The organism is Methylophilus sp. QUAN, assembly GCF_015354445.1.
GTDB lineage: Bacteria > Pseudomonadota > Gammaproteobacteria > Burkholderiales > Methylophilaceae > Methylophilus.
This window is the reverse complement of the sequence record NZ_JADKYT010000002.1, coordinates 344,016-370,043: the sequence shown is the minus strand read 5'-3', so window position 1 is coordinate 370,043 and position 26,028 is coordinate 344,016. Positions and strand designations below refer to the sequence as shown.

Annotated in this window: 25 protein-coding genes; 9 read left to right on the top strand and 16 right to left on the bottom strand. The window is 50.3% G+C overall.

Going from position 1 to position 26,028, the window contains the following annotated elements; translation table 11 throughout:
- Nucleotides 1-66: 66 nt before the first annotated feature.
- The 4 genes from INP79_RS10310 to INP79_RS10295 all read left to right on the top strand — a co-directional run bounded on the left by INP79_RS10310 (nt 67) and on the right by INP79_RS10295 (nt 7,272).
- The gene (locus tag INP79_RS10310; RefSeq protein ID WP_194754193.1) at nt 67-3,915 is read left to right on the top strand and encodes a YhdP family protein; all 3,849 of its coding nucleotides are present in this window, start codon (nt 67-69) and stop codon (nt 3,913-3,915) included.
- A 36-nt stretch (nt 3,916-3,951) separates the two neighbouring features.
- A complete protein-coding gene (locus INP79_RS10305) occupies nt 3,952-4,806 on the top strand; it encodes a carbon-nitrogen hydrolase family protein (protein ID WP_194754192.1) in 855 nt (284 codons plus the stop codon).
- 91 nt (nt 4,807-4,897) lie between these two features.
- On the top strand, nt 4,898-6,337 hold the full coding sequence (gene tldD, locus INP79_RS10300) for a metalloprotease TldD (protein ID WP_194742579.1): 1,440 nt from the start codon (nt 4,898-4,900) through the stop codon (nt 6,335-6,337).
- 113 nt (nt 6,338-6,450) lie between these two features.
- Nucleotides 6,451-7,272, top strand: a complete 822-nt coding sequence (locus INP79_RS10295; RefSeq protein WP_194754191.1) for a GIY-YIG nuclease family protein — start codon at nt 6,451-6,453, stop codon at nt 7,270-7,272.
- 86 nt (nt 7,273-7,358) lie between these two features.
- On the opposite strand, the gene INP79_RS10290 is transcribed toward INP79_RS10295, so the two are convergent.
- From INP79_RS10290 to INP79_RS10280, 3 genes are read right to left on the bottom strand one after another with little or no spacing between them, the layout of a single operon-like run.
- Nucleotides 7,359-7,655: an addiction module antidote protein gene (locus INP79_RS10290; RefSeq protein WP_194754190.1), complete on the bottom strand. Its 297-nt coding sequence runs from the start codon at nt 7,653-7,655 to the stop codon at nt 7,359-7,361.
- Between the two features lie 3 nt (nt 7,656-7,658).
- Nucleotides 7,659-7,955, bottom strand: a complete 297-nt coding sequence (locus tag INP79_RS10285) for a type II toxin-antitoxin system RelE/ParE family toxin (RefSeq protein WP_194754189.1) — start codon at nt 7,953-7,955, stop codon at nt 7,659-7,661.
- Between the two features lie 41 nt (nt 7,956-7,996).
- On the bottom strand, nt 7,997-9,175 hold the full coding sequence (locus INP79_RS10280; RefSeq protein ID WP_194754188.1) for a sugar MFS transporter: 1,179 nt from the start codon (nt 9,173-9,175) through the stop codon (nt 7,997-7,999).
- A gap of 262 nt (nt 9,176-9,437) precedes the next feature.
- On the opposite strand from INP79_RS10280, the gene INP79_RS10275 reads away from it, so the two are divergent.
- Nucleotides 9,438-9,695, top strand: a complete 258-nt coding sequence (locus INP79_RS10275; RefSeq protein ID WP_194754187.1) for a DUF2934 domain-containing protein — start codon at nt 9,438-9,440, stop codon at nt 9,693-9,695.
- A 21-nt stretch (nt 9,696-9,716) separates the two neighbouring features.
- Here INP79_RS10275 and INP79_RS10270 read toward each other — a convergent pair whose 3' ends face one another.
- The 4 genes from INP79_RS10270 to earP form a co-directional block, all read right to left on the bottom strand.
- Nucleotides 9,717-10,742 (bottom strand): trypsin-like serine protease, encoded by a 1,026-nt coding sequence (locus INP79_RS10270; protein WP_228519857.1) that lies wholly within the window; start codon nt 10,740-10,742, stop codon nt 9,717-9,719.
- 18 nt (nt 10,743-10,760) lie between these two features.
- Nucleotides 10,761-11,237, bottom strand: coding sequence for a hypothetical protein (locus INP79_RS10265; protein WP_194754186.1), 477 nt, complete (start codon nt 11,235-11,237; stop codon nt 10,761-10,763).
- A 195-nt stretch (nt 11,238-11,432) separates the two neighbouring features.
- Complete coding sequence (gene efp / locus INP79_RS10260) at nt 11,433-11,993, bottom strand: elongation factor P (protein WP_194742573.1); 561 nt, start codon at nt 11,991-11,993, stop codon at nt 11,433-11,435.
- A 41-nt stretch (nt 11,994-12,034) separates the two neighbouring features.
- Nucleotides 12,035-13,135 (bottom strand): elongation factor P maturation arginine rhamnosyltransferase EarP, encoded by a 1,101-nt coding sequence (gene earP / locus INP79_RS10255; RefSeq protein WP_194754185.1) that lies wholly within the window; start codon nt 13,133-13,135, stop codon nt 12,035-12,037.
- Between the two features lie 234 nt (nt 13,136-13,369).
- On the opposite strand from earP, the gene INP79_RS10250 reads away from it, so the two are divergent.
- Nucleotides 13,370-13,993, top strand: coding sequence for a YceI family protein (locus tag INP79_RS10250; protein WP_194754184.1), 624 nt, complete (start codon nt 13,370-13,372; stop codon nt 13,991-13,993).
- 55 nt (nt 13,994-14,048) lie between these two features.
- On the opposite strand, the gene INP79_RS10245 is transcribed toward INP79_RS10250, so the two are convergent.
- Entirely contained in the window at nt 14,049-14,552 is a 504-nt protein-coding gene (locus tag INP79_RS10245) for a hypothetical protein (RefSeq protein WP_194754183.1), read from the bottom strand.
- Between the two features lie 207 nt (nt 14,553-14,759).
- Between INP79_RS10245 and INP79_RS10240 the strand changes: the two genes are divergently transcribed.
- Complete coding sequence (locus INP79_RS10240; protein ID WP_194754182.1) at nt 14,760-15,425, top strand: OmpA family protein; 666 nt, start codon at nt 14,760-14,762, stop codon at nt 15,423-15,425.
- Nucleotides 15,426-15,483: 58 nt separating this feature from the next.
- On the opposite strand, the gene INP79_RS10235 is transcribed toward INP79_RS10240, so the two are convergent.
- From INP79_RS10235 to greB, 5 genes are read right to left on the bottom strand one after another with little or no spacing between them, the layout of a single operon-like run.
- Nucleotides 15,484-15,873 (bottom strand): hypothetical protein, encoded by a 390-nt coding sequence (locus INP79_RS10235; protein ID WP_194754181.1) that lies wholly within the window; start codon nt 15,871-15,873, stop codon nt 15,484-15,486.
- Nucleotides 15,873-16,214, bottom strand: a complete 342-nt coding sequence (locus INP79_RS10230; RefSeq protein WP_194754180.1) for a heavy-metal-associated domain-containing protein — start codon at nt 16,212-16,214, stop codon at nt 15,873-15,875. The genes INP79_RS10235 and INP79_RS10230 overlap by 1 nt, the downstream gene beginning before the upstream one ends.
- A 26-nt stretch (nt 16,215-16,240) precedes the next feature.
- Complete coding sequence (locus tag INP79_RS10225) at nt 16,241-16,897, bottom strand: hypothetical protein (RefSeq protein WP_194754179.1); 657 nt, start codon at nt 16,895-16,897, stop codon at nt 16,241-16,243.
- Between the two features lie 52 nt (nt 16,898-16,949).
- Nucleotides 16,950-17,324: a hypothetical protein gene (locus INP79_RS10220; RefSeq protein ID WP_194754178.1), complete on the bottom strand. Its 375-nt coding sequence runs from the start codon at nt 17,322-17,324 to the stop codon at nt 16,950-16,952.
- A gap of 58 nt (nt 17,325-17,382) precedes the next feature.
- A complete protein-coding gene (gene greB, locus INP79_RS10215) occupies nt 17,383-17,865 on the bottom strand; it encodes a transcription elongation factor GreB (RefSeq protein ID WP_194742564.1) in 483 nt (160 codons plus the stop codon).
- Nucleotides 17,866-18,105: 240 nt separating this feature from the next.
- On the opposite strand from greB, the gene INP79_RS10210 reads away from it, so the two are divergent.
- Entirely contained in the window at nt 18,106-20,631 is a 2,526-nt protein-coding gene (locus tag INP79_RS10210) for a methyl-accepting chemotaxis protein (protein WP_194754177.1), read from the top strand.
- 69 nt (nt 20,632-20,700) lie between these two features.
- Here INP79_RS10210 and INP79_RS10205 read toward each other — a convergent pair whose 3' ends face one another.
- The gene (locus INP79_RS10205; protein WP_194754176.1) at nt 20,701-23,781 is read right to left on the bottom strand and encodes an LGFP repeat-containing protein; all 3,081 of its coding nucleotides are present in this window, start codon (nt 23,779-23,781) and stop codon (nt 20,701-20,703) included.
- Between the two features lie 156 nt (nt 23,782-23,937).
- Here INP79_RS10205 and INP79_RS10200 point away from each other — a divergent pair, with 156 nt between their 5' ends.
- A complete protein-coding gene (locus INP79_RS10200; RefSeq protein ID WP_194754175.1) occupies nt 23,938-24,693 on the top strand; it encodes a GntR family transcriptional regulator in 756 nt (251 codons plus the stop codon).
- Here the strand turns inward: INP79_RS10200 and INP79_RS10195 are convergent.
- Together INP79_RS10195 and INP79_RS10190 are read right to left on the bottom strand one after the other, a co-directional pair.
- A complete protein-coding gene (locus tag INP79_RS10195; protein WP_370583255.1) occupies nt 24,677-25,636 on the bottom strand; it encodes a ribokinase in 960 nt (319 codons plus the stop codon). The genes INP79_RS10200 and INP79_RS10195 overlap by 17 nt on opposite strands.
- Before the next feature lie 8 nt (nt 25,637-25,644).
- Complete coding sequence (locus tag INP79_RS10190) at nt 25,645-26,022, bottom strand: hypothetical protein (protein WP_047517420.1); 378 nt, start codon at nt 26,020-26,022, stop codon at nt 25,645-25,647.
- Nucleotides 26,023-26,028 lie beyond the last annotated feature (6 nt).

Below are 26,028 nucleotides of genomic sequence, written 5' to 3'. Positions count from 1 at the left end.
GCGCAACTGTTTTCGAGTAAAATAGTCAGTTAAACAATTACTTCTGCCACTGCTGTTCAACACCATATGCCTCTGCAAAAAATCAAACGCTGGCTAGCTTCATTACTGATTGTCTTGTTTGTCTTGCTGGCAGGCATTGTTGGTGTCATTCAGTTTTATGTGTTTCCCCACATTGATGACTACCGCGGCAAGATTGAACAAGCGCTCAGCCAGTCACTCAAGCAACAGGTCACCATTGCCCATATTGCCATTCGCTGGCGCGGCCTGGCACCACAAGTCACCCTGGGCAAAGTCACGGTGTTTGATACCGAACACCGCCCGGCACTTGAGTTGCCCAAGATCACCACCCGCCTGTCCTGGAGTAGCCTGGCATTATTCTCCCCTTCGCTGGTCAGCCTCAGCATAGATGCACCCAATTTGGTGATCAGGCGTACCGCCAACGGTGAGCTGTTTTTAGCGGGCATTTCCATGTCTGGCCAAGGCAATCCGGCTTTTGCCAACTGGCTGCTGGCGCAACGTCGCATCCAGATTTCTCACGCCACCATTACCTGGCTCGATGAACAACGCCAGGCGCCGCCACTCCTGCTGGAAGATTTGAATATTGAAATACTGACCCCGGTCTGGCAACGCCTGCTGCACCGCCATAGCATCCATATAGACAGCCTGGTTTCCACCGGGACCAAGCAGCGTATGACCCTGGAGTCAGTCGTGGTTGGTGATGATGTGGCCGCACCTGAGGCATGGCATGGCGAAATTTCGCTACGCTTGCCAGAAACGGACCTCGCCGCCTGGAGCCCGTGGTTAGACTTGCCACTAAAAATAAATGCTGGTAAAGGCAACCTGACCACCACACTGGCATTTGACGCCTTGCAATTGCAACGGTTGGCAGCGCAAGTACAGCTGAACGATGTAGCCGTCAAACCGGCCAATGAGACGCAAACGTTTGTCGCCAAAACCGTCACTGGCGAGCTACGCTGGCAGCGTGTTGAGCAACGATTCATGCTCACCCTCAAGCACTTTTCTGCCAACGTGCAGCCGGGCTTGGTGCTCGAAGACACCAATGGTGAATTGCAATGGGATAGCCAAGGCCATGAAGGCACGCTCACGGTTAAAAAATTCGGCCTGACCCAAGGCCATTTATTTGCACAATGGTTACCGCCTGATTCAAAAATAGCCACTTATCTTGAAAACATGGCCCCCGCAGGCAATGCCTCTCAAATCAAGGCGCGCTGGCTTTACCAGCAAGATCAGTGGCGTGATTACACAGTCGACGCCAATTTTAATGGGCTGCATACCCAAGCCTACGCCAGCATCCCCGGCCTGGATAACTGGTCAGGGCAATTGTCAGTACGTCCCAATGCAGGCAGCGTGGAACTGGATACCAGCAAGGCGACCATTGAGCTGGCCGGGGTGCTACGCTGGGCATTGCCCATAGACCAGCTACAAGGCGAAGTGGCGTGGAGTCATAACGGCCAGAAAACCTTGATCAGCACGCGCAACCTGCACTTCAGCAATCCCCACCTGGCCTTGCGCACCAATCTGGAATATCAACTGGGCGCCGCAGGCGGCGACACCATACAACTGCAAAGCCAGATTGAGCGCGGCGATGCCAAGTTTGCCCCTTTTTATTATCCGCTGATCCTGGGTGAAAGCACCTTGCACTGGTTGGACACCTCTATCCTGAGTGGCCAGATCAGGCATGGCGAAGTCATTGTCAAAGGCCGCGTGCAAGACTTCCCCTATGTGAATGCAGCGCATCAGTCTGACCCATCACTGGGGCTGTTCCGCGTCACCGCACAAGTCGATCGCGCCAGCCTGGAGTATGGCACTGACTGGCCGGTGATTCAAAATATCGACGCCTTCCTCAAATTTGAAGGCAAACGCATGGATATCGCTGTGAAAAACGGTTCCACTGTTGGTCAGCACATTACGCAAGCACAGGTCGAAATTCCGCAACTGGATGCCGATTGGCCGATGCTCAATATCAAAGCGGCAGCCACCGGCACCGTCGAACAAGGGGTGAAATTCATCAACACCAGCCCGGTGCGGCAAGTCACCATGGGCTTTACTGACTTTTTAAAAGCCTCAGGCAATTCTGAACTCAAACTGGGCCTGCAAGTGCCGCTCAATGATGTAGACGCGAGCCAGTTCCAGGGCGATTACAACATCAAGAACGGCCATATTGCCGCTAACCCGCAAATCGCCATGCCGGAAATGAGTAATATCAATGGCCATTTAAAATTCAACGAAAAAGGCCTGCAAGCCCAAGGCATGCAATTGTCGATGTTTGATAATCCTGCCAGCGTCAGCCTGAGCACCCGGCCGGACAAATCCGTCATTATCCAGGGCAGCGGCCGCATCACCGACGCCGCACTCAGAAAACTGGATAACAACCCGATTACCCGCGCCTTGCATGGCACGACTGACTGGAAAAGTAATTTACTGATCCAGGCACCGAATATCCGGCTGGACATCCGCTCGCAATTAATTGGCATGGCCATTGACCTGCCAGAACCGGCCAAAAAGAGCGTTGAAACACCCGCCAGCCTGAGTATCCGTTTCCGCCAGGAAACCAACCAGCCAGACAAAATTGCCATTCACTATAGCGACTGGATACATGCCAACTTCTTGCGCAATGCGAACACCCCGGCCACAGTCAGCGCAGGTGAAATTGCCATCAACACACCACCGCGTTTACCAAGCGGGGATGGCATTAACTTGCGTGCCGACTTTCAAAAGCTGAATGTCGATGAATGGTTAACCTACCTGAACCAGGAAAGTGGCAGCCAGACGTCCGATGCCTCATCACTAGCCCTGAATCAGATTGAGCTGACCGCAGGCACCCTGCACGTGTTTGACCGCAACCTGCATCAGATCAAACTGAATATTGCACCGGAAAGAGAACGCCTGAAACTGTCAATTCAAAGCCAGGAACTTGCGGGTGACGCTGACTGGTTATCAGGCAAACCCAGCAAACTGGTAGCCAAACTGAATTACCTGCGCATTCCGCGCAGCATGGATACCGACAACAATACGAATCCGGCCGAAGTACGCCGCCTGGATATGACCTACCCTGAGCTGGATATTACAGCGCAGGACTTCCAGTTTGGTGACAAACAACTGGGCAGCCTGGATTTAAAAGCCTACAACAGTGGCGAGAGCTGGGTAATACAGCGCATGAATATCAACAACAGTGATAGCCAGCTCACCGCAGACGGCACCTGGCGTAACTCGGTACGCAGCCCGCAAACCATGCTCAAATTCAACCTCAACTCCAGTAACCTGGGCAAAACCCTGCAACGTTTCCAGCCCGGCGGCGAAATGGTCAAAGGCGGGACCGGCAGCATGAGTGGTCAACTGGGCTGGCCGGGCAGCCCGCATGAGTTTGCAGTGGAGCGGCTGGATGGCAATTTCACCATGCAACTGGAAAAAGGCCAGATTTTAAAAGTGCAGCCAGGCGTGGGCCGCCTACTCGGCTTGCTGAGCTTGCAAAGCCTGCCGCGACGGTTAACCCTGGATTTCCGTGATTTATTTAGCGAAGGCTTTGCTTTTGACAAAATCAACTCTACCGCCAATATTAAAGATGGTATTTTGCGCAGCAACGACCTGTTTATGACGGGTCCGGCGGCCGAAGCCAGCATCAAGGGTGAAACCAACTTAAAAACCGAAACGCAACGCTTGAAGGTCAAAGTCGTGCCCCATATTAGTGACTCGGTCTCCCTGGCAGCTCTGGCAGGCGGCCCGATTGTTGGCGTGGCTGCGTTTGTGGCACAAAAATTACTCAAGGATCCGCTTAACAAAATCAGCGCCAGTGAGTATATGATTACAGGCACATGGGATAATCCACAGGAAGCAGAAGTTGATAAAAAGGCACCCAGTACGCCCTCTGCTCAACCTTTGAAAAGTCTGCATTAATGCCACTATCACTATTATTTCAACGGAACCTTTGCCATGGCTGAGAAAAAAACTAAAAAACTCAAATCCGCCGCTAACGATGACATCGTTAAAGTTGCGGCAATCCAAATGGCGTCCAGCCCTAACGTAGCAGCCAATCTGGTCGAAGCCAAACGGCTGATCGAGTCGGCGGCCAAGGCCGGGGCCAAACTGGTGGTGCTGCCGGAATACTTTTGCATCATGGGCCTGAAAGATTTCGACAAGGTGACCATTCGCGAAAAACCAGATGATGGCCCGATTCAGCAGTTTCTAAGCAAAACCGCCAAGGCTTACAAAATCTGGATTGTCGCCGGGACGGTGCCGCTGGAAAGTCACTACGCCAACAAAGTGCGCAATAGCTGCCTGGTATACAACGAAAAAGGCGAGCAAGTGGCGCGCTACGATAAAATCCACTTGTTCGGCCTCGATATGGGCACCGAACATTACCATGAAGAAAACACCATAGAACCTGGTGACACTGTGGTGACCGTGGATACGCCATTTGGCCGTATTGGCCTCTCGATTTGCTACGACCTGCGCTTCCCGGAGCTGTTCCGCGCCATGGGCGAAGTCGATATGATCGTTGTGCCCTCAGCGTTTACCGAAACCACCGGCAAAGCCCACTGGGAAACGCTGGTGCGTGCGCGTGCCGTAGAAAACCTGAGTTATGTCATCGCCTCAGCGCAAGGGGGGTATCACCTCTCTGGCCGCGAAACACATGGCAACAGCATGATTGTGGACCCTTGGGGGGTGGTGCTGGATCGCCTGCCGCGTGGCTCAGGGATTGTAGTCGCTAATGTTAACCGCAACTATATTAAAAACCTGCGCCAAAGCCTCCCTGCGCTTAAACACAAAACCATTAAGGCAATTTAATGAAAACGCTGAGTGCCTGTATGGCACTCTTTAGCCAGTCCTAGACTCCAACCATAACGATTTAACAAGTTAACTCACTATTTAGCCCATTATGCAAACGCTACTCACCACTGCCAACGACTTGCTACTCCGCCCGGCCGGACTGGATCAAAGCGCTTTAACCAATGTATTGTCCGGCATGATGACGCACAACATCGACTATGCTGACCTATATTTTCAATACAGCCGTAGCGAATCGTGGGGGCTGGAAGAAGGTCAGGTCAAATCCGGCAGCTTTAATATTGACCAGGGCGTAGGTGTCCGTGCCGTCAGCGGTGAAAAAACCGCCTTTGCCTATTCCGACGACATTCATCTTGATGCCCTGCAACAAGCGGCAAGTGCCACGCGCGCCATTGCCAACCTGGGCCAGGAAAAAACCGGCCACAGCATTATTACGCGCAGCCATACGCCGTTGTATTTGCCGCAAGACCCGATTGCCAGCCTGAGTGCTGATGCCAAGGTCAAACTGCTGGAAAAACTCGAGCGTTATGCCAAAGCGCAAGACCCGCGTATCACACAAGTGATGGCCTCGATAGCCGCAGAATATGAAGTTGTCTTGGTGGCACGCAGTGACGGCGTCATGGCAGGCGATGTTCGCCCACTGGTGCGCTTGTCGCTGCAAGTGATTGCCGAACACAACGGCCGTCGCGAACAAGGTTCCAGCGGCGGCGGTGGCCGTTTTGATTACAGCTACTTCACCGATGACGTCTTGCAAGACTACGCCCGCAAAGCCGCGCATCAGGCACTGGTTAACCTAGAGGCTCGCCCTGCCCCGGCTGGCAGCATGACCGTTGTGCTAGGCAATGGCTGGCCAGGCATTTTGCTGCACGAAGCCATCGGCCACGGCCTAGAAGGTGACTTTAACCGCAAAGGCAGCAGCGCCTTCAGCAATATGATCGGCCAGCAGGTGGCTGCCAAAGGCATCACTATTGTTGACGATGGTACGATACAAGACCGTCGCGGCTCACTGACCATGGACGACGAAGGCAATGCCCCACAAAACACTGTGCTGATTGAAGATGGCATTTTGCGTGGCTATATCCAGGACACACTGAATGCACGTCTTATGGGCATGGGCCTGACCGGCAACGCACGCCGCGAAAGCTACGCGCACATCCCGATGCCGCGCATGACCAACACCTATATGCTCAACGGCGACAAAGACCCGCAAGAGATTATCAAGTCGGTGAAAAAAGGCCTCTACGCCGCCAACTTTGGCGGCGGCCAGGTCGACATTACCAGCGGTAAATTCGTATTCAGCGCCGCTGAAGCCTATATGATCGAAGACGGCAAAATCACCTACCCAGTCAAAGGCGCTACACTCATTGGCAACGGCCCGGACGTGTTGACCAAAGTCAGCATGGTAGGCAATGACATGGCACTGGATAGCGGTGTAGGTACTTGCGGCAAGGAAGGTCAAAGTGTGCCGGTGGGCGTAGGCCAACCGACGTTGAAAATTGATGGCTTAACAGTAGGCGGAACGTCGGCATAACCAACGGACATTAACCGAGCATTTGCATTTTATTTAGGCAAGTTATTATCATATAGAACCATAAATCGATATCGCTATGTAGGCGACATAAGTAAAGCTAACCATAAAACAGCATGGACATAAATCTCAATGACATTCTCGCTTTTGAGAATCCCAAAGACTATAAAATTCACTTAGCAAACTGGAATGGGCATGTTCACCCTCTTGAGGTATTCGTACGCGACAGAGAAGAATGGAAAGGCTGGAATTCTTGGCGTAGTGAGAAAGATGACTTTAATCGTCAATACATATTCAGTTTAATGGAGTACTACCATGAGCCTAATGAATGGTTGTTTGGTGGTGTTTATGAAGTTATCAAGAGATTAGGCACGACCAGAAGTAAAGGTTACGAGGTGGCTCTTACTGATCAATTTATTCCCTATATCGGAAGGCTTAAACTTACTTGGAAAAGGTCAGGCAGGGCCAAATCACGAAAACTTGAAAACTATTTAGAAGAGTTTAAAGTTTCTGAAATACTGCGAGAGGAATATACAGGGGCATTATTTTGTGGTTACGAGCGTATTAATCACGATTTTAATGTCTTGGAGAATATCTTTCTTACGTCAAAGCCGGATTGGCGGGCAGCCCTACTAAATGTAAAAGGTGTTTATCTAATAATGGATAAAAGTAATGGCAGGAAGTATGTTGGTTCAGCCTACGGTACTACCGGAATTTGGTCTAGATGGTCTTGCTATATTGGCAATGGTCATGGTCACAACGATGAACTTACCAAATTAATACAGATTAAAGGAAAGCAGTATGCGCGTGACAACTTCAGGTTCTCTTTACTGGAATATCGACCGATGAAAACAGATGACAAGGAAATTATTTCACGCGAAATTTATTGGAAGGAAGCTCTCTTAAGCAGAGGTGAGTTTGGATACAACCGAAATTAATTAGATACAATTTGATGTAGACCCTCAGCTACTCTGTAGCTTGCAGGGCAGACCCCCTCTAAATCCGACGAATACAACCTCACCACTCAAACCCGCGCCTGCAATTTTACCCCCATGGCCTGCATCACCTTATTTACCGTATCAAAGCGTGGCTGCGCATTAGGCCTGAGCGCTTTATAAAGTGCCTCACGGGTAATACCACTTTTTTCAGCAATTTCTGCCATGCCTTTTGCGCGGGCAATCACGCCTAAGGCATGCGCCAACTCAGCACCATCACCTTCTTCCAGCACCATATTTAAATAGGCCGCAATATCTGCCTCGGTTTTAATATGCTCAGCCATATCAAAGTCGGGAAGCTCTGAAATCTTGATTTTTTCACGCATGGTTTAATCTTCCAACTGTTGGATTAACTGGATGGCTCTGGCGATATCGGCAGCTTGGGTAGATTTGTCACCGCCACCTAACATCACAATCAATACATCATTCCGTTGTACAAAATACATACGCCAGCCCGGCCCAAAGAACTCACGCATTTCCATCACACCTTGGCCTACCGGCTTTACGTCACCCAGCACACCACGTTGTGCCTTATCTAAGCGTCTCGCCAAACGGAGACGAACGACATAATCTTTAAGACCATATAACCATACATCAAACTCTGCCGTGCGTTTGACTATGTACATACAATAATTGTAATTGAACGATTACAGAATAACAAGACTAATCATGATTGCCTGATACTACTGTGCAAACTTCTAACGCCTAGCCACGCAATATAAGCATAACAAATGACTGGCAGCACAAACGCATGATGCAAGCCCACTCTGTCAGCCAGCAACCCTGTCAGCAACGGCACCACGGCACCACCTAAAATCGCCGTAGCCAGCAAACCAGAGCCTTTTTTCTCCTGCCCGGCTTTTAGGCCGCGGATACTCAGGGTAAAAATAGTTGGAAACATAATCGAGTTACACAAACCAACCAGCACCATGCTACCAATCGCAACGGCTCCCGTGGTTTGCATTGAAACTAGGATCAATAACACGGACAGCAAGGCATGTGTCAGCAGCACCTTGGCAGGCGCAAAGGCTTTCAGGGTAAAAATACCGATAAACCGTCCGACCATGGCTCCACCCCAGTACAAGGCAATCAAAGGCGCAGCTTCCGTTTCTGGCACATGCAGAATTTCCATGACATAGTTCACCAGAAAACTGCCTATCGCCACTTCGGCACCGACATAGGCAAAAATACCAATCACGCCCAGCAACAGGTTTTTTTCTTGCAAGACTTCCAGCCAGCCAGTGTCATCGGCTTGGCGAGTTTCCATCCCTGTCAGGTTAATACGTGAAAGCACTAGCGCAATCACAATTAATACCGCCGCAATCAAGAAGTACGGGTAAACCACGCCCTCGGCATAAACAGAGTTAGTTAAACCGGACAGGATGAAATAAGCCCCAAAAAATGGCGCGACAAACGTTCCCAGTGAATTGAAGGCCTGTGCCATGGTCAGCCGTGAGGATGCAGTCTCCTGCGGGCCAATGATAGAGACACATGGGTTAGCCGCCACTTGCAACAGCACAATGCCAGAGGCCAGCACAAACAATGCGCCTAAAAACAATGCATACGTATGTAACAGTACGGCCGGGTAAAACAGCAGGCAACCAAGTGCCGCCAGCGCAAAACCAACCACCATGCCTTTTTGATAGCCGATGTTTTCAATCAATTTACTGAACGGGATGGAGGTCAGGCCATAAGCCGCAAAAAAACAGAACTGAATAAGCGCTGCCTGGCTATAAGTCAGGGCAAAAATGGCTTTCAGATATGGCACCAGAATATCATTCAAGCAGGTGATAAACCCCATCATAAAAAACAATATGGTCAGTGAGGTAAGCGCTTTTTTATACATACGGTTGTTCCAATTCAATGAGCGGGTAACTACACCATAAATAGGCAGTCTTTGGAAGTTGCTTTTGCGGCAACCATGGCTTTTTAGGCCAAACACGCGACACAATTCAACCTCAAACACAAAAATTACCAGTGAAAATTTAATGTAGATCAAATAGATTGCCGATGATGTCTTGACGCTGAACCCAGCTCACTCTTAATATAGCTTTACAGCGGCCACAAGCCGACGCTATTTCACTCACCTCTAGACCAAGGAGAATTGTATGGCAGCCACCAAAGCAACTGAGTCCCCAGCGAAAAAAACCACCGCCGCAAAAAAAGCGGCTCCCAAAGAAAAAACCTCAAAACCAGCTAGCCCCCGTAAAAAAACAGCCAAGCCAGCCATTATTACCAGTGAAGACCGCTATAAAATGATTGAAGTGGCGGCTTATTACATTTCCGAGAAAAGTGGCTTTGGTCATAACCATATGGACTACTGGCTGCAAGCTGAACAAGAGGTTGATGCCAAACTGAATGCCTGACCACTGACTCACCACACAGGTTTATTGAGATCTGCGAGTATGTGGAAATAGTGGTGCCGACGTGAACTGGATATCGGCACCACTATGCCGCGCATATTGTAAAAAGCCTAATACCTCAGGATGGCTCAAGCGTAAACCATAGGCAATATATGGATACTCTGAGAGTGGCACCTGTTTTTGAAAAAACGGCCAATTAGCACTGGGATTGTAAAAACGCTCTACCAGACTGGTGATGGCCAGCAACTCGTATTGCCCCCATGCATTGAGTACCAGCCATGGCCCGCCTGAGTCCCCGACCGTGGGCATGGGAATCGTATGATCATATTGATCCGCCTCATTCAGGCGATTCACAGCCAGCAAGGCCTTTTCAGCATGCACTAACTCTTGCGTGTAAGCAAACTGGGTTTGTGCTTGCAGATGCAGCATTTCATCCATATCGCGGTAGGCTTTAGGCAATACTTGGTAGAAGTCCGATAAATCGTGTAGTGGTTTACGCTCACCGCAACGCGGATGCCGCGTGTCAGCTTCACCATATCCACGCCCGTAGCCACAGATCATCAGCAGCTCAGGCAAGGTATCGTCCAGCCTGATGCGTAAAGGTTGTATCAGACTGTTCACTTTGGCATCAAACACCAGCACAGCAATGTCTTGCGTCAAATCCTCGGACACCGCTTCAAAAGGCCGGTAAAAAGCCTGTTTGAGAGTGATTTGCTCTATCCCTAACAACTCAGGTTGCGCGATGGACAACACGGGTAATGATTGTGAACCACTGACACGCACCTCCTTCAGGCAATGCGCGGCAGTGATCAGCGTCAGCGGCTTAAGGCCCACAATTGCAGCGCTGCAAATCGAATCGTAATACTCCCACTTTTCGACTGATTGCAAGAAATGTGCATGCTGAATGCTTAACTTGACGGTGGAGATGGCCATCCCTGGGAATGTCAGGCCATGAATAATCGCCTGAGTAGAATGCCCGACCGTTAACCCCAGGCAAACCACCAGCGCAGGGGCAAGCCGCCTGAATAAGCGCATCTTTTCCAGCCACATAGACCTTGCTTACCAGGCTTAGCGCAAACTTCTGCTCGCGTTATTTTTTAACTCGATGGGACCAAAGCAGTTCTCAAGGGAGGGATCATCGTTGTCACAGGAGATAAAACTGCTGCCGTCAGGCTTAAACAACAGAAAGCTGGTTTGCTCACTATTGATTTCAGAACTTTGTTTAGTACAGTCCAGCGCCTTGTTGCTAAGCGTCACACGGTGATTCAATTTAAAAAAACCATGCGCATCAGGCTGCGGCGTCACCTCATAGTGCGCTTCCAACTGCTCATCGCCACTGGTAAATACTGCGCTCCCGTCTTCTTTGAACCAATAGCTTTCCAGGCAGCCATTCTCAGGCACACGCGACTCCCAGTAGCCTATCAGCGGATGTTTGAGTGATCTTGGATCCTCCGCTGTACTGGCTGGTAGACTGGTGAAAAGTACTCCTCCAGCAAACAATAATGTCGGTAAGACATGTTTAGTATTAACTTGCAGGCAACGCATTGCATCCCCCAATATTGAAATGATGTAAAGCTGCAACGATTGTCATTGAAAAAAATTCATGGCAAATAGTGAATGATTCCTGACAATGCACGCATTATTTCCCCCGCTACTCTAAACTCCAACCGCTTGGATGCAATCAATAGGCAATAAAAAACCCCGGACAAGCCAGGGTTTTTTAAAAACGGATAAGATGAATTATTTCATCACACGGTTACGGTATTCACCAGTACGTGTATCGATCTCGATCTTGTCACCCTGGCTCACAAACAGTGGCACTGGTATCTCAAAACCAGTCGCAATCTTGGCTGGTTTCATCACTTTACCTGACGTATCGCCTTTTACAGCTGGCTCAGTGTAAGTGATTTCACGCACAACAGTGGTTGGCAATTCGATAGAAATGGCTTTGCCGTCGTAGAAACGCACTTCACATGGCATACCATCTTCCAGGTATGGCAGCGCATCTTCCATAAACTCGGCATCTACGTCATATTGGTTGTACTCAGCGTCCATAAATACATAAGTAGGATCAGCAAAGTAAGAGTAAGTCACTTCTTTCTTTTCCAATACGATCACATCAAACTTGTCTTGTGCGCTGTAAACGTTTTCGCTTGGCGCTTCAGTCAACAAGTTTTTCATTTTCATTTTCACCACAGCCGCATTACGGCCGGATTTGTTGTATTCGGTTTTTACAACTACCATCGGGTCGTTGCCAATCATCACTACGTTGCCAACGCGGAGGTCTTGAGCGATTTTCATAAATAAGCCTTAATTTGTATGCGGGATTTGAAAGCGCGGAATTATACCCGATGTGTACGACATTTCTCAATAAAAATCACCAAGTTAGTCGCCAGGTCAGCCTGTTGGGATTGCGTTGATTTGAAGGTACTGGCGTGCTGCGCCAACTGCGGCAACACGGCTAGCAATGACTGCCAATCGGCGTCTTGCCAATCCCCCTGCGCCCACGCCAGCATCGCATGGCGTATGACTTCAGCCAATGCGGCATCGGCCTGCGCCAGATAATGATCCATAAACGCATTCAGTTTCACCAGGTGCGTGTCTTCGCTTTGCTGGTAAGGCAACCAGATCATCGGCTTACCCGCCCACAAAGCGCGAATCCAGCTATCTTCACCGCGCACAAAATTAAAATCACACAGGCACAGCAAACGGTCGTAATCGGCTTGCGATAAAAACGGAATGACTAAAAACTCGCATTGCTGACGTTTAACGCACTCTCCCACTTGCCAATCATTTATCTCAAGCACCGCGGCCAACATGGGCGCCACCGTCTGCGGCACCAATACGCGTACAGGCACAGTTGAAGCCTGCAGGCTCTCTACCAGTGCTGCCAAGGGCGCGTGCGTATAACAAAACAGTGACAATGTCAGTTGATCGGGCGCCGGTTCCAGGCACAAATCCTGCCAATGCGCGCTGGCTTGCAACGCTGGCAAACTGGCCTCGCGTAACAGCCCCCCTGTCGCTTGCGTAAAGCCAGGATAAAAGAAATGGCGCACCAACCCATTCGCCTGCGGCGAGGGTTGCGCGTGAAAACTGTCTACCCAGCTTTCTGCAGACAAATAATCAACGTTTACCCACATGGAACGCTGGCTGATCATGTGTTGCTGGTAAGCCTCTGGCAAGCCGCAACCAAAGGTTTCTATCACCACATCGGCTGCCTGCGAAAAATCAGCCTCAATCCAATGCTGCAAACTGATACGCGCATGCCCTTCCCTGGCAAACTGCTGCGCCAGTGCGATATCGTCGACCCACAAACGAATGCTGAGATCGTATTCATCAGCCAGTTGCCGCGCTAGCCGCCAGCACACGCCTATGTCGCCAAAATTATCGACGACCTTGCAGAAAATATCCCAGGTTGATTTTGTATGTGCTGGATGAGTCATCTGACAACAGGCATGGATAGCGCGAAAAAGTCATTGATTGTAACTGAATTCATGTAGCTCATAAGCATGTGGCGTTATGGCTAACAGCAAGGTGTGAGCGGACGCTATGATAAATAAACCTTCTAATTTTGCTGTAACGATTGCAATTGATAATGATTATCATTACTATAAATAAGCGAGCGATCGCAATCATTTACGCGTTTAACCAGATCAACAATAAGGCAGGAAATGGATATGAATATGTGGCAAGCACGTGCATTAACAGCAATCATTGGCAGTTTATTAAGCAGCGCGGTATGGGCAAACAGCTGTACTTACACCCCAGATGAAAAATCCTTTAAGTTCTCATTCACCGCGTTTGGTGCGCCAGACAAATCGTATGTCGTCACCAAAAATACCTTTAAAAAATATCAACTGGCCTCTGCTACCGGCAAGCTCGAAGGTGCAACCATTGATATCGACAGCACTTCGCTGGATACCTCAAATGACTTGAACAATGGTAAAGGCGGCACCTGGGACCCTGCCCTGGCCAATATCCGTAATATGAATGTCGTGACTGGCCTGTTTAAAAACTTTGCCAATCCAGGCAAGATCACCGCCAAAATTGAGAAAATTCAGGGCAATGACTTACAGTTGGCCGTGACCATGAACGACGTGACCAAAGTCATCCCGATGAAAGTCACCGAGAAGAATGGTCATTTGCAAGCCAAAGGCACGCTGGATATTATCAAAGACTTTAATGGTGGCAGCGCGTTTGAGAAGTTCGGCCGTATTTGTACACAGGCGTTCCATCAGGGTAAAACATGGACCGATGTGGATATTGAGTTTGAAGTCGATGCCAAAAAGAGCTGTAAATAAGCGCTGAAAAACAACAAAGCCCCTTATCGGGGCTTTGTTATGTCAACAGCCAGCATTACTCAGTCAACGCAGCAGCCATTTCAGCAGTTGTTATCCAGGTTAGCTGCAACACTTTGGCATCGGTAGAGGCTCTATGCTGCTGCAAGGCAAAACGATCTCTCACCGCTTGCTTGGTCTCATGCCAGACCGCCTGTTGCTCAGGCGTTAACGTCACACTTAAATCTTCCAGCTTGAAACGTGGAGTCAAACCAGCCGCTTCATACAAGCTATGCAACCAGACAAAGTCCTGGTACCAGCCATCGGTATAAACCGTCTGGCCAGCAAACACACGATTAAGATGCGCGGCAATTTCTTGCGCCGTTTGCCCATGCGCCTCAAGTGACTGTCGCGACTGCTGGTGCAGTTTTTCAGCCTCTTTATCCCAATGCAGCCAGTCACTATGCGGCTGCACCTGCGCACTCCACACTTCGCCCCTGGTATCGACGTAACCAATCTCGACCGGATAACTGCCCGCGCCGAAACCGGATGCTTCAATATCTAATATGACTGGTGGCACCATGAACCCTGACCTGCGTACTCTCTATCATTCACTTTGTTTGTGGCGGAATATGACTGACGTTTATCTATCTATTCAACGGCATAAATATAATTTGCTTTAATCAACCGTGAGATTATACGCAATTAGGACGTGTTGAGGACTGAACTTCCCTCACTCCTGATGGACAAACAAAAGCAACACATGTTTACTTAAATTAGGGAGAAAAGAATGCATAAAATAATCACAGCCTCAGTCTTAACGGCAGCGATTGGCTTGTCCGGTTGCGCAAATATGAGCGAAACCCAGAAAGGGACAGCGAAAGGCGCAGGCATAGGCGCAGCAGCTGGTGGTGTCATTGGTGCAGTGGCTGGTGGCGGTAAAGGTGCGGTCATCGGTGCCGCCGTCGGTGCCGGTGCCGGTGCAATTGCGGGTAACATCTGGTCCAAAAAAATGGAAGCCCAGAAACAGGAAATGGAACAGGCAACAGCGGGCACGGGCGTTGCAGTGACCAAAACAGAAAACAACCAGCTCAAGTTAGAAATCCCGAGTGATATTTCGTTTGATAAAGGCAAATCCAATATCAAACCTAACCTGCGCCCTATCCTGGATAAATTTGCCACTGGCTTACAAAATAACCCAGCAGCACGCGTCAATATCGTTGGCCACACGGACAGTAGCGGCTCAGATGCAGTCAATGATCCGTTGTCAGTGAATCGTGCCGCCAGCGCCCGTAATTACCTGACCGAGCGCGGCATTGCATTTAGCCGCATCACCATTGATGGCCGCGGCTCACATGAACCGTTAGCAGCCAATGATACTGAGGCTAATCGTGCGAAAAACCGCCGTGTAGAAATCTTTGTTGCTGAGCCTGAATCTCAAACAACACCGAAATAACCTTGAGATAACAATCAAAAAGCCGACTATTCAGTCGGCTTTTTTTCATGACGTAATCCTAAATGAACAACGGTGCCACAAATGCAAAAAAAGCACCCACCAGAAAAATAATCACCGAGAACCAGTAAATCCAGACACTTTGGCGCCGCGTTTTCGTGCATAACGCGGCCAATTGCGGGTCGGTTGGGCACGGCAGCAACCGTGCCCGCCATTGCATGATGCCTGCCAGCAACAGCATGACGCCAGCCATACCAAACACCAGTGGCTTATGCTCGCTGATCCAGATCAATTGCGGAAAATGACTGATGAGGCTGGTCAAGGTCGCCACTGAACCGATGGCCACCAGCGTCGCTGGCAGCGCACAACAAATCAGCGTCGAACCACTGGTGAATAGCGAGAGTAAGTTAAGCCGCCGGCTGGCTTGCAGATGGTTGATTTCTGCCGCCATCACTTGCTGCCTGCCTTCTCGGCCTTGGCCACCTCTGCCTGGATCGCCTCTACGGTCTGATTAACGCGCTCCAGCTTGCCCACCGAGTAACCGGCATCCTGAATCACTTTGCTAAAGGCCTCATTCGACACGTCCTGGCCATCTTTCAACTGCAAGGCCACCACGCGGCTCTTGAGGTCAACAAAGGCCGCCTGTTTTTGTGGCAAGGCATTGAGTTTTTTCTCTATGCCTTTGGCACAAAATGCACACACCATGCCGTTCACTTCGGCCTTAATCGTGGTCACGGCAAATGCCGCAGGAGCCATGGCAGACAACATCAAAGTCACTAATAATTTTTTCATTTCAATATCCTTTAAAAGTTAATTGGTTAAAACACAAACATGGCATTCAGGCGCGGCGCAAAGCCCTCGCCCTGCCACGGGTTGGTGACACCAAATTCAAGAAAGTAATTTTTGTTGATCAAGCGCAACGCCGGGGTGATTTGCAGGCCGGGATCGTTGTTACGCATGGTTTTAGCCTCAATCACAAACCACGGCTGCGTCTGGTTAAAGCCGGTTTCATAAAACGAAAACCCGGCCTGCACCGCGGCAGTGTCGTAGTTCATATTGGGCGCACGGATCATGCGGGCTTTGGCCAGAAAATACAGCCGCGTGGATTCCATATCGAACTGCAAGCTGGGCGTGTAGGCAAAGCCGTCATACTGGCCACGGGCTTCGCCCACGCTGCCGTTGAACCAGACATTGGCTTGCGCCGATGGCAGGTTCCAGCGCTTGATGAGGCCGGTGTAATTGATGCCAGAGATAGTGGTGGCCTGCTCACCTTTGCCCGACATGCGCATCTGCTCAACGCCGATGGCATGCCCAAGCGCGGGCGAGTAGTTCAACATCCATTCCTGGTTATAGCGACCGATTTCGGTCATGAGCATGGCGCTATCTTCAAAGCCCATGAGTGCCGCCGCATGAGCAGGCATCATTAACTGGGAGAGAAGTAAGGCACCAAGCGCAACATGATGTTGCTTAAACATATAGCCTCCATATTCAATCTAACAAAACGGGTGGACGGACTTGTCCTGTGTGTTAGCTGAATATGGGTGGTTTGATCGCCGGGGGGTAAGTTTGAGAGTGCACAGGATCGGCCGCAAACAACGGGGCAGCGCTAGACTGTGCAATGAGGGAAACGGTTGGAAACGCGTCTAAATGAGCAACACCAGTCGTGACCATGCAAAAGCCACACACTGTGCAATGATGCTTAGAGGTGGTTTGATCGCCAGCTGCGTGATGCATGTCTTGATGCTCATCTGCCATATGATGGCACGGCATCTCATCATGCTGTGCCTGGGCAGTGCTAATGAATGTCTGCTCTGCCAGGGCCATTTGCAATGACATGACGTTGGCGGCCATGACAAAGCATGGCAACCAGCAAATCAGGAACAGGCAAAGGCGTTTTCGCATATACGGCTAAGATAAGGCCAAATGGTGATTAGTTCAAGTCACCGCTTAATTTTTGTTTTTATGCATAACGGATATCGATAATTTCATATTCAATATCTGCCCCAGGCGTGACCACGCGCACGGTATCTCCCAAGTTTTTTGCCAACAGTGCTTTGGCCATGGGCGACACCCATGAAATATAACCCTGCGCAGGATCCAATTCGTCCTGACCGACTATACGGACAGTGATTTCGCTATCATCCCCCAGGTTGAACAGCGTCACCCAGGCGCCAAAATACACTTTTTCAGTGTTGGTCTGCGTATTGCTGTAGACAATCTCCGCGGCATCCATGCGCTTGGTCAAAAAGCGAATACGCCCATCAATCTGGCGCAGGCGCTTTTTACCATAAATATAATCGCCGTTTTCGCTGCGGTCACCATTGCCGGCGGCCCAGCTCACCACACGCACCACTTCAGGCCGGTCAACCTTAATTAGGTATTGAAATTCTTTTTCCAGCGCGGCATAGCCTTCCGGCGTAATGTAATTTTTCTGTTCAGCCATCTAAACCCAACTCTATTGTGTAGGCGGTCATCAATCGCGTCATCATACAACGGATTACCGCCACAACCATCCCCTGCGCTGAAATGGCGCCCAAGCTCGCTTTATGAATCTTTTGTGAAGCTTTTTTTAAAAGCCTTCATTTACCAATTTATTTTACGTAAATGGGTTGTGCGTCGCAAAGCGTGACGCCCGTGGCAACGCAATGTTGCTGACTTACCCAGTATTATCCAGAGGAATTGCATGAAGAAATCCATCGCTCATTTAAATGTAGGCACCCGCTTGTTTTTGGGCTACGCGCTGCTGATCTTGTTTACCACCTTTATTTTTGTGATTGCCTGGCGCGGCTTCAACCACATTAATCACACCTGGCAACATTTTGAAAACATCCAGTTGGTGAAAAGAACTCAGATTGAAAACGCCAGCAAAGGCCTGGGCGATGCCGTACACCATTTTAAAAACTACGTGCTGCGCGGGGGCCGTGAAGCCAGCAAGTTTCAACACAGCATGGATGATATCGAACAAGCCATGAAAGCGTATGCCGCTACCGGCGAGATCAATCAGCAGGAACAGGAAATCTTAGGCAACATCAGTCTGGCCGTGAACACCTACCGCGAAGCCATCAAGCGTTGCGAAGCACTGAAAGATGACGGCATGAGCGTGACTGACATTGATGCCACAGTCAAAGGCGCTGACAAACCATTGAGCCATTCGCTGCGGCTGCTGATGGATATGAATATTGCTGGCGTCACTGATGCCTCCAGCCAGTTTGCCTCCACCATTGCCAAGGCCAACAAACACATCGAAATTGCCTTATTGATTGCCGTGCTCATGGCGATGGCCATTGCCTGGAAAATGACGCGCTCGATTACTATGCCGCTCAAACAGGCATTGACCTTGTCACAACACATTGCCAATGGTGAGTTCATTTCACAAGACGCGCCAACGACCAATGACGAAACCGGCAAACTGCTGCGCGAAATGCACCGCATGCAGTCGACGATTCAAAGTATCGTGCAATCCCTCAATGAAATGTCCAGCCAGCACCGTGACGGCATGATTGATTACCGTATCGACAGCCAGCCGTTTCATGGTGCTTATCAGCAACTCACCACTGGCATCAACCAGATGGTAGAAGAACATATTCTGGCGCAGACAAAATCCCTGCAAGTAGTAACCGCCTTTGGCCAGGGCGACTTTAACCAGCCACTGGAAACCTTCCCCGGCCAGCGCAGCTATATCAACCAGAGCATTGAACAAGTACGCCAGAACTTTAACCTGCTGATGAACGACGTCCATACCCTGTCGCAGGCCGCCGAGCAGGGCCAACTGAATATCCGCGTCGATGTGTCCCGCCACCAGGGTGAGTTTCAACAGATCGTCGCAGGCTTTAACCAAACACTGGACGCCGTGGTTGTGCCTTTGCAAACCACCGCCCGCTATCTGGACCAGATGGCTGCGGGACATATCCCCACACAGATTGAAGAACATTTTGTCGGCGACTTTAACCTGATGCAAACCAGTCTCAAGCACTGCACGGGTGCGATTCATCAACTGATTAGCGATGTGCATCACCTGGCTTCGGCCGCGCAGCAAGGCCAGTTAAATACCCGCGTCGATGTTGAAGCGCACGCCGGTGATTTCCAGAAAATCATCCAGGGCATCAACCAGACGCTGGATGCGGTGGTTTCGCCGCTGCATGTGGCCGCAGACTGCGTCAAACGCATTGCTGCCGGTGATATTCCTGCGCCGATCCACAATCAATATCATGGCGACTTCAAGGTGCTGATCAACAACCTGAATACCTGCATTTTGGCAGTGAACCGTCTGGTAGAAGACACCCGCCAGATCGCAGGCGAAGCGCAACAAGGCCAGTTGTATAGCCTGGTCGATGTGACTACCCACGCAGGAGACTTCAGGGAAGCATTGCAAGGTTCGCAGGAGATTCTGCAACGCATGGTGGCGCCGATACAAACGGTCAAACAGGCAGCAGAAACGATCCATGTTGCGGCGGCTGAAATTGAAAAAGGGAACAACGACCTGTCGCGCCGCACTGAAACGCAGGCTAATGCGCTACAAGAAACATCCGCCAACCTCGAAACCCTGACCAACAATATCCGGCAAACTGCCGAGCATGCCCAACAGGCCAGCGTGCAAGCCAGCCAGGCAAACCAGATGGCGTTACAGGGCGGCGAAGCGTTTAATGCCTTAACCACCACCATGCAAGGCATTAATGAAACCTCGGCGCAAATTGCGCAAATTACCGGCGTGATTGACAGCATCGCCTTCCAGACTAACATTCTGGCCCTCAATGCCGCCGTGGAAGCCGCCCGCGCGGGCGAAGAAGGCCGTGGCTTTGCCGTGGTTGCTGGTGAAGTGCGCAACCTAGCCAAGCGCTCAGCGGCTTCTGCCAAAGAGATCAAGGAACTGATTGCCGCCTCCGTCTCGCAAACCAACGCTAGCGCCAAGCAAGTGAGCCAGGCAGGCCACACCATGCATGAGATCGTGCATGCCGTACAACAAGTCTCACACAGCATACAGGCGATTTCTGAGGCCTCAGGCCAGCAAAGCAGCGGCCTGGAACAAATCTACGAGTCCATGACCTCAATTGATGAAACCACGCAGCAAAATGCGGCGCTAGTTGAAGAGGCTGCGGCCGCGGCAGAAAGCATGCTGGAGCAAGTGCACACGCTGGTTGAATCCGTGAATCAATTCAAAATCAATGCCGACGAGGCAAATGAATTCGATCGCTTACGCCTGATTGCTTAATGTTTAGGTAAAACAACCATGCGCCTTCACTGGCGCATGGTTGTTTGTCAGCAGACATCACGCCATTTATTACAAGCGTCTGGTTTCGATTAATTTGCCATCCAAGGGATTAATCAACTGCAACTCTAATGCAGTATCCAGCGCGCCTTGCTCCAGCGCGGTCCAATCTACCGGGCTGAAGTTCAAGGCCACATCCGCCGGAAACTCCACGCGTTTACTCATCGCCGCTGAAGATTGATTGTTGACGAACACTTTTAAGTCAAACGCCACCGGCTGGCCTGCACTTTGCAACTGCACACTACGGCAGGCATTATCATGTTGCAACTGTATGGTTTGCTGCGCTTGCAATTGCAAACCACTGAGCTCATAGCGGCGCTGGTTATCGTAACTGGTGAGCGTGAGAGTCAACTGCTTGCTGGCGGTTTGATCACCCGCTTGAAACACAAATGAATGTTGCCGGCTACCTGCCAAAGACATGCTCACCATATCACTGGTATTTTGTATTGAATTGGCCGTCAACATCAGTTTTGCTCCACCTGAGACAAACCCCAACTGGTAATCGCCCTGCGCTTGATTACGCACCTTGAGTGTCAGCGCCCGTTTATTGCGCAATACCTCACCTAAAATCGCCGAACTCTGTACATGCTCGCTGACATCACGAGCAACTGTTTGCGTCGTATCGCTGGCAGCTGAGTGAGTGAGTGGCTGTGTATGAATGCTAGTTTTAAACTTGGTCGACAGTTTGCCTACCCGTTGTGCGGTGGGGCTTTGTTCTGACTGCAGCCCTGGAAATGTTCTCACCAGGTCTGGATTCACATGCAATACCACATCGGGATACATCTTGCCGCGCACTAAAGGTTGGTTCAGATAATAGAGATTAAACTGCTTACGTTTAAATAATTGACCAAGATTGCGACTGGTTTTGATTTTGCCTACCTGTTTGGCGATATCAGAAAACGTTCTCTGCGCGTGGTGCTCAACCGGGAACAAGTTTTTAATACGCGTTACCCGATCCGTATTCAAGCCGCCATCAGCATTGATCAAGGTCTCACCTTGCTCATTGCTGACCTGCTCCAGCTCACTCGAATCACTGGCAAAAATCAAATACATGCCGCCAGTAATAAAGGTCAAAAATGCTTCCCAAAACGGTGTTCTCGGTTGGGTCGATAACGCACTAAACGGTATGGCAAACATACGCCCGCCATTAAACAAGCCCTGCCCACCTTTCCAGGTTTTATCTTTGCCATGCTGATAGACAAAAGTATTGGTTTTGGGATTCACCGTAATCACGCGGTCACCACCTTCATTGCTTTTTACTTTGGAGAAAGGCGAATTAGGGTTAGCGACATAAATACGCCACTCTTCATCACTGAGCTTTTCCCAGCGATAAGGCAGCACCACATGGCCGCCCACAGGTGAGATATCTTCGGATAAACACAACAAACTATAGTTTTTCTGCTCAAACGCCGTTTGCGAAAACTCAAAGTTTTGTGCTGGATCCCACATGCGGCCGCTTTTAATCGCATCTATCATGTAGCCCACCTGGCTACCGCCCAGTTGATAGCCAAATTTGATGGAAATATCCCTGGTGCGTTGCGCATCGAAACTATACTGTGAAATGAATTGCCGGGAGCTGGACACCCCTTTTAAGGCATAAATAGCCTCCAGGCACATGCCAAAACAGGTGCCTGTTTTGGCTGCGCTTTTGTACACCGTTTCATAAAAGGCGCGGTTAAACGGATGGAAAAACCAGGTATCGTCAGCCTCTAAGTCGCTAAAGGTAGCAGCACAGGTTTCAAAGCTTAACTTGGCAATTTTAGGGTTCTTAAAACTCCAGAACAAATTTTCCCTGAAATGAGCACTATCGGTCGGATCCACCACCAGATGATCTGTAAACACGGTAAAACTTGCGCGGAACTTGCCATCCGGGCCACGCGCAAAGGTCCCGAGATCATTGCCTTGCAGGTCTGGCAAAGAGCTATCCCATAGAGTTTCAATGCCGAATGACTTGCTGAATTGTGCAATCAGGTCATCGTTGAAGTTCAAACCATCGTCTACATCAAACGCCTGCATATTCACCGTCAAAATGGCATTGCCATCATTGATGGGGCAATCACAAATAAAGCCTTCGTCAGGATTGCTAAAGGTTTTGGTACCTTGATTAGAGTATTCGCCAAACTGCTTGTCAAAGCGTTTTTGCTGGCCTTGTAAATGGTCGATCAGTACTTGCGTACGTACCAGTAAGTCATCATCATCTTCATCCGTTTCCAGCCGGGTGACCACCAACTTGAGCCGGTTAATCAAACTCACTTGTCTATTCGCCGCCTGCCATACCAAAATGCCGTGTTGAAAATTATTGAAACGGCATACATCGTTAGGCGAATTGGTTTCATCTGAGATCGGAAAACCTAACTCGCCTGCCGGGCCATGATGGTGGGTTTGGTAAGCCGTCAGCAAATCTCCATGCACCTCATGCGCCCCAGTTGGAGCACTCCAGTAAATAGTGCCGGATTGAAAATGACTCACTGCACCAATCTGCTGGCTACCCTTGAATACCGGCTGCTCATCACTGATTGGGTAGCCCAGAAATGCATTTTCTGCGCCCATACTGCGGTACTTTTGCAAAATGGCGCCGTGTACTTCAAACGCGCCTGTCGTTGGATGCCAGTAAATATCGGCCTGATCGCATTGCACGACATAACCACCGCCAGCGGAAAGTTTCTGATCGTTCAACGGCAAACCCAGCCCCCCCTGCAGGTCACCATGCGCACGATATGCCTGATAACACTCGCCATAGATGACCACACTGCTGCCACTTGCCCTGACGACGATCATGCCTCGCTCAAAGTAGCAGGCCTCACCGCGCTCACCAGTCGGCAGGGTATCTGAGATCGGGAAACCCATGTAATCACGGATCGCCTGCTGTGTCCCAGTTACCATATCATTGGCCAGCATGCTGGATTTCCACTTGTTTTCTACCGACTCAGACAACACATGCGCGCCATAATCAGCATGATAGAAAATCATGCCATGTTCAAAATCCTGAAAAAATCCTAAGCCGTTCGGCGTTGCTTGCTCCTCGCTCACTGCACGGCCTAACGGCCCCTGCTCGCCTCCCAGCGCTTGATACTTATGTTGAATCTCAGTCATGGCATTCTCCCTTTATGGTATTTTTTTGGTATCTATATGGTTCCATAACGGATTTATAAATGCAATAAATATTTACAATATAAACAATTAAGTTAACAAGTTGCCGTCGGAAATGCATGCGCATCCATTGATTTGTCGTTTTATAATGCAGAGATGATGCATGATTACGATGAATTGATTGCCAGGCTCAAGGTCAGTGAAAAGACCTCTGAACCTTACTATCAACAGCTCAAACGCAATATCCTGACGCTGATTGAAACCGGGGCCATTGAAAATGGCAGCGGCTTGCCTTCAGAGCGTATGCTGGCGGAAGCACTGAACCTCAGTAGAACAACGGTGCGCCGCTGCTATGAAGAGTTACGTGCCAGTGGACAAATCGATAGCGATGGCCGTGCAGGCACACTGGTCAAAGCAGCGCCAAAAATCTGTCCGTCCTTGGGTAAATTAAAAGGCTTTACCGAAGAAATGCGTGAAGTAGGCATTACCGCTTCCACACGCATTGTTTCGCATGAGGTAGTCACTGACCGTACCATCGCCTCTATTTTCCAGCGTCCCTCTACCTCGACATTCTTGCGCCTGATCAGAATCCGCCTGGGCAATGAAGTGCCGATGACGCGCGAAGTGGCCTGGTATGATTTAACACTGGCGCCTGGCATGGCAGACTGGGATACCTCAGGATCGGCATACAACCACCTCGAGCAGCAATGTTGCATTAAGCTGAGCTGGGCAGAGCAGTCAATAGAAGCCGTGATGAGTAGCGATGAAGAGTCCAGGGTGTTTGATTTCAGGCAAAGCAGCCCGTGCTTGCTGCTCAAACGCAAGTCTTACTCGCAACAACAGCAACTGGTGGAGTACGTGGAGGGCACCTTCCGTGGTGATGCCTATACTTACCGGATCAAACTGGAAGTGTAGCCTGGCGCTGATGCATGAATGTGCTGACCTGCGCGGCGTCAGGCAAGGCGCCCAGCACGCCCGGCTGTTGGGCAACGATAGCGCCGCAAGCGTTGGCAAACTGTAATGCTTGTGGCAACGCATCTCCACGCGCCAAGGCCACACACAGCGCCGCAGCAAAAGCATCCCCGGCCCCCAGCGTGTCGACTGCCGCGACTGCAAACGCGGGTGAAATAATCCACTCCCCGGCGTGCGTCATGGCCACGCTACCCCATGCCCCCAGCGTCACCACCAGCAACTCGCCTGACCACGTTTGGTAAAACCGGCTGATCGCTTGTTGTAATGCATTGATTGCGATCTCAGGCGTCTGCGTCATAAGCTCGGCAGGCCATGCCAGCAACTGTGCTGCCTCAGATTGATTTAATATAAGCATGCTGGTCTGCGCAAGCAAAGCAGGCGAAATTGCCTGCCAGGGAGAAGGATTCAATACAGTCTGCCGCCGGGCTTGCCTGGCTAATGCAAAAGCGCTTTCAATCGCCGCCAATGAAGTCTCAAACTGTGCATAGACCAGTGTTGCCGCTTGTATAGAGGACGCCGCATTGGCAACATGCGCTGCCGTTAACAATCGGTTAGGACCAAGATAGACACTGACCATATTGGCGCCGTCGGCGCCAATCAAACCTGCGCCATGGCCTGATTGTGGCGACAGCCGATAAGCGTAAATCGGTGCAATAGCGTGTTGTTGCAACACTTGCAAAGCAGCCTCTGCTGCGGCATCTTCACCAAGCGCGATGATGACCGATACTGGTGCTCCCAGTCGACGGGCGGCCACGGCCACATTAAAGCCCTTACCGCCAGTCTCGCTAGCCATAGCAGTCGCTGCCACTGACTCGCCTGCCCGTGGCAAACGCTCAACCGACCAGCAGCAGGCCTGAATAAAGCTGGCAACAACAAAAAGTGACACGCTACGCGTCAATCTTCTTTAATGACATCCACATCATAAACATAATGACTGGTCTCGCCAAAGCAGCTTGAAGGCACGCCTTTATGCTCTTTGTACATGACGCGTACCCGCTCCCCGGCCAGTTGATTCACTTTGCTAATCACGGCAGGATCGCGCACAGTAAAGTAAAACTTCTCGGCCTGTGTGCCCGGCACAGTCACCAGTACCAACTCGCCTTCCCAGGTTTTACACACCCAGCCTTTATGAGCCAGTTTTTGCACATAGCCGATGCGCTCACCATCAGAGTAGACCCAGCTCAGGCTGCCCCAGGTATAGAGACCAAGCAAGACGACCGGCAACAGGATTATCCAGAAAACCCATTTTAAAAATTTGGCAAAAGCCGACATGTCACT